General features: G+C 56.8%; 1 rRNA gene. It reads right to left on the reverse strand.

What is annotated here, in order from left to right:
- A 23S ribosomal RNA gene (locus K5V21_RS19865) occupies positions 1-227 on the reverse strand; the annotation flags it as partial.

Consider the following 227-nt stretch of genomic DNA (forward strand, 5'->3'; position numbering starts at 1 on the left):
CGTCGATGTGAACTCTTGGGGGAGATCAGCCTGTTATCCCCGAGGTAGCTTTTATCCGTTGAGCGATGGCCCTCCCACGAGGTACCACCGGATCACTAAGCCCGACTTTCGTCCCTGCTCCACTTGTGGGTGTCGCAGTCAGGCTCCCTTCTGCCTTTGCACTCTACGAACGATTTCCGACCGTTCTGAGGGAACCTTTGGGCGCCTCCGTTACTTTTTAGGAGGCG

The organism is Clostridium sardiniense, assembly GCF_019753795.1.
GTDB lineage: Bacteria > Bacillota > Clostridia > Clostridiales > Clostridiaceae > Clostridium > Clostridium sardiniense.